The organism is Candidatus Hodarchaeum mangrovi, from assembly GCF_975850365.1.
Window position 1 is genome coordinate 1 of the sequence record NZ_CDLCQJ010000018.1, and the last position, 4,504, is coordinate 4,504.

Annotated in this window: 4 protein-coding genes and 1 pseudogene; all 5 read left to right on the top strand. The window is 33.5% G+C overall.

From position 1 onward, the window contains the following. The coding region (locus ACWVCY_RS02735; RefSeq protein ID WP_455140155.1) for a hypothetical protein at positions 1-765 on the top strand (765 nt) is incomplete at its 5' end. A 397-nt stretch (positions 766-1,162) separates the two neighbouring features. Continuing rightward, positions 1,163-1,696 carry an FAS1-like dehydratase domain-containing protein gene (locus ACWVCY_RS02740; RefSeq protein WP_455140156.1) on the top strand — a complete coding sequence of 178 codons (534 nt, stop codon included), beginning with the start codon at positions 1,163-1,165 and terminating at the stop codon, positions 1,694-1,696. Between the two features lie 15 nt (positions 1,697-1,711). Further along, positions 1,712-2,020, top strand: a pseudogene (locus ACWVCY_RS02745) (MaoC/PaaZ C-terminal domain-containing protein); the annotation flags it as partial. 156 nt (positions 2,021-2,176) lie between these two features. Continuing rightward, positions 2,177-2,521, top strand: a complete 345-nt coding sequence (locus ACWVCY_RS02750; protein ID WP_455140157.1) for an SCP2 sterol-binding domain-containing protein — start codon at positions 2,177-2,179, stop codon at positions 2,519-2,521. 343 nt (positions 2,522-2,864) lie between these two features. Beyond that, on the top strand, positions 2,865-4,388 hold the full coding sequence (locus ACWVCY_RS02755) for a hypothetical protein (RefSeq protein ID WP_455140158.1): 1,524 nt from the start codon (positions 2,865-2,867) through the stop codon (positions 4,386-4,388). The last annotated feature ends 116 nt before the right edge of the window (positions 4,389-4,504 follow it).

Consider the following 4,504-nt stretch of genomic DNA (forward strand, 5'->3'; position numbering starts at 1 on the left):
CGTTCCCGAACAAACTCAAAGGATTATTTTGGGACCTTAATAACGACGAAAGAGGAGGTAAATGAACTAAAGGATTTTCTTTTAGATAAACACAGTATAAATTTAATAGAATTTAATCCCATAAAGCAAGTTTTCTGGAGTGCCTCTCTTAGTGAATATGAAATAAATAAAGGATGGAAAACATTAACAGAGACCGAAGAAATCCTTATCATGAAACGTCTGTCCACCTCTAAACCTCGAAAAAGACGAAAACAGTCCACAGCATTTCTATCAACAATTTTTAACATAAATGCGCAGCTAGACCATTTAAAAACTTTTACAGATTATGTAAAAGTATTTTGTACATATTTTGGCCCCTATGAGTACGATACCTTACCCCTTGAGTCTAGTATTCACAAGGAAGAGCTAGAAATACTCAAAGCATTATATGACGAAAAGATATTGTCAATCTGGTTCATGGTAAATCGGTTACGTATTGATTATTCTCCTGATGAATTTATTTTAATCCTCCCTTTAATGTCTACTCAACAGCTAACTTGGTTATTAGATCTTCTTCCTTATGCACAGATTGGAAGAACTGATCAATCATGTATCATTACAACAGTTTTGAATCCCCAAATGAAAGCTTTGGTAGAACAGTTGATTCAAGACTATCGGGTGAAATGGGAGATATTCAGTGTCCTTCCGGAGCATAGTCCCGTTCCCCCTCAATTTGACTGGTTCAATCCCACAGGAAGGAAATGGAAACCGCCACTTTTAAAGTAAAAAAAGAGGGGATTTTTAATTTCCAGAGGGAAATTTTAGATGTTTTTAAGTTGAACCAACCGGGGGATCTGTAGGAGGCATCATCATTGTTGCTTTCACCATTAAGTTGCTTCGTAGACGGTTTATAAGGTCCCTAAAACAGACACAGAAGTCTTTTTACAGTTACTCCATGTTTCCTTTCTCTCCCATTGAGGAGGGGTATTATAAACACCCAAGAATTCAATCTAGGAAAGAGAATAAAAAAATTCGAAAAAGTTGAATGTAAATAGCAACTAGAATCAAAAGATCTAAAGACACCCCTCATATCCATTGATCATCTTTAAGAGATAATTCAATCCCAGTTACTTTTTAATCTCAATTCAGTTAATTATTCAAAAATAGTTTAGGTGAAAACATGATGAACGAAAGTGGCCTTGATCCTAATATTGTTGGTAAGATTTACGAGGGAAAGATAGTAACTGTTGATCCAGGAAAAACAATAGCCTATGCTAAAGCTACCAATGAGATAAATCCCCAATACTATGAATTGGACGAGAATAAATTAAGGATCCCACCCCTTTTCCCAGTAACTATGTTAATAGATCCAATGATGCAGATTGTTACAGATGAAACACTCAACCTTGACATTCTCCGAATGGTTCATGGTGAACAGGAAATTCTATACCTTCGACCATTAAGACCAAGAGAAAAGATTAAGACAAAGATTAAATTAGATTCTGTCGATGTCAAAGAAACAGGTGATGTTCTCTGGGCAAAAATGACTGGCTATGCCAAAGAAGAGATCATTTTTGAAATGCGAGCCGGATTATTTTTTAAAAAAGCAACAAAGAAAATCGAAACATCTAAACCAATAATTAAAGAGGATTCATTAAAAAAACAAATACTAGTTAGACAAACAATGAAAGTAACTCCTGATCAGTCAGTCCGTTAGGCTGAAGCATCAGGTGATGAAAATCCTATTCATGTTGACAAAGATATTGCTAGGGCTGCAGGATTACCTGATAAGATCCTTCATGGATTGTGCACTTTAGCCTTCGCTACCCAAGCCATTGTAGATAACCTTGCAGCTGGTGATCCAACCAAGGTCAAACGAATAAAAACAAGGTTTTCAAAACCAGTTTTTATGGAGGACATACTTACTACAGAAGGATGGCTCTTGGAGGAAAATGAAACGAATATGATAATTGGATTTGAAACTAAAAATGAAAATGGAGAAGCTGTATTGAAGTTTGGAGTAATAGAACTAGTAAAATAAAAAAATCAAATGAATATTATTCCTTTCCAATCTTTCATAATCAGAGGCTCTTAAAATGCTGAGATAAACCATGAAATTTATAAAATCAAATTACTCAATTAGTTCTGTTTATTCTCATCCTAAGTAATTATTTAAATAATAAAAGGAGACTAAGATATGGGTCCAGGAAAAGAAGCTGTTAAGCAATTAGTTGGATTAGTCAATCAAACCCCTGAGGTACAAGATTTTCTAAAAAACTGGAATAAAATTGCTGCATATGATTTGGAAGGAGAAGATGGAATCTTTCATGTCATCTTTCATCCAGATGGGACAGCAGAATTTCATGAAGGAGCACCTGAAAAACCGTCCTTTACCTTCCAATGTACAACCGAGTTATGGGCACAAATATCATCAGGGGAAAAAGATGGCCAGAAAGAATTCTTTGCTAAAAATCTGAAAATTACAGGCGATGTCATGGCTACTATGAAATTTACTCAAATGCAAGCCAAATTTTCAAGGTAGTCGACAGTAAAACGGATTAAAACAATAATAATAGTTAAATTCGTAATTGTCCTGAGAAAAAAGACCAGATGTGCCATCTCACAACAATTAGGGAATGATTACTTATTCCTTATATTAACTGATGATAGGCCACTTAATTTCCAATAAAGTTGCCCTCATGTGACTAGTGGTAGCTAGTTAAGCCTATTGGTCGAAGTTTTCATGTATCCACTGTTGATCTAGCAATTAAATGTTTAAACAAAATCCTTTCAAATCAGCTCGAGATTGTTCTAAAACAAACTTCGTGTTTTTTTTTAAAAAATTTATAAATAAAAAGACATATTAGATCTATTGTTGAGTAGCTATGAAGTATTCCAATGCTAGCGATCGGAAATTTTTAAAGCTGGTTCTTAAACATTCCAAAGATCATATCAAAGAATATCCTAAAAATGAGCAAAATTATCTAAACGAATTTATTGAAATTCTTAAAAAGGTTGATACTGACCTAGAAGAGTCCAGAAAGGAGCTTCACAAGGAAATACACCGATATATAAACCTTCATATAGATTCAAATGATTATTTAGAGTATTCATTTCTATGGTTCACAGTAGATTATTTTTTAGGAGCATCGCGATACTTAACCCTCCCTTCTTATTATTCTGATACTTTCTATAATTACTTAATTTTCCATTTAAGGAATAAACCTATTGGTTTCTTCAATCTAATACGAAATCAAACCTCCTTAAAATCGGAGATATGGGAAGATTTACAACGAGAATCATTGAAACTTCCAGTTAAATTAAGCGACGAAGAGATAAATCTTCTAAATATCATTTATATGATCTTACCATCTTTGAGATTAGAGGATTTCTCAGGACATCATTTAAGCAAAAAAATAAAGCTTCCTATTCCTTCAATTAAAACTCGGAACATATATCCTATCCTTACCATGCTTGATAGTAATTTAGAATTTCGTTTCTTTCCTGAAGCATTTGGGATAGAGTCTTTTATTTTTCATATAGAACAGTTAAAAGATATCAGTTTCAAAAATCTTCTTGACCTTAAAGATGAGTCAAATACAACTTTATGTCTTAGTAATATCTATTCAGTAGAAAATAATCCCAGAATTATCCATGGTCAACTCTTCATACCCCAAAATGCTGAAAAAAATCTACAGAGCTATTTAACAACACTCAAAAATACCAACTCAATTAAAATTCATGAAATAACTAAAATAACAAATTATCAATTTTCTAATTCCTTGATGCAATATATCCCTAATCACGGATGGAGTGAAGATATTCCTGATTCTGCAAATTTAGCCAGAAAAATGGAAAATTTTAAACAAAAAACAGCCCGTAAAAGAGAAACCAAACCCCCTCCCGTATTTATTTCACCATTATTCTCTAAAAAATGGAATTATCTGGATTCTGACAACCCTAGGGATTTCATAAATCTTTATTGTAATTTACCACGTTCAATTCCAATTGAAAGGACATTAAGGATCAACACAATCATTCCAAAAATAAAAATCCAGAAACTTGAAGAGTTAATTTCACTTAAAGTATTGACACCTCTGTTTACTCCTCGAGCTTTAATTTTTGAAAATTCCGTGGATCTTTATTGGATAACTCTTCCTCAAGTAGAACCCAAGGATTTCTCTCAATTATATGGAGTCTTGAATCTTCTTCCTGAAGCCTTAATCCTCCACACAGCCGAAAAAATGCACATTCGGGCATATCTTAATACTTCCATGGCAACATGGATGCGAACACAAGCAAAATGGCTTATCCACCCACTTCAGAATATTAATGTTCCCTTACAGATCAATAGGAAATGGTTTAAGGATGATGAAGGATGGATTATGCCACAGGTATTAAGATCATAAATTCAAAGGTATTTAGCATAAAAAAAAAGAGGAGAAAGAAAGATTCTTTCAATAAGAATTTAATTAACAAGCACCAGGTGGACTATCTCTTGGAGGCATCATCGTTTTCTTCACCA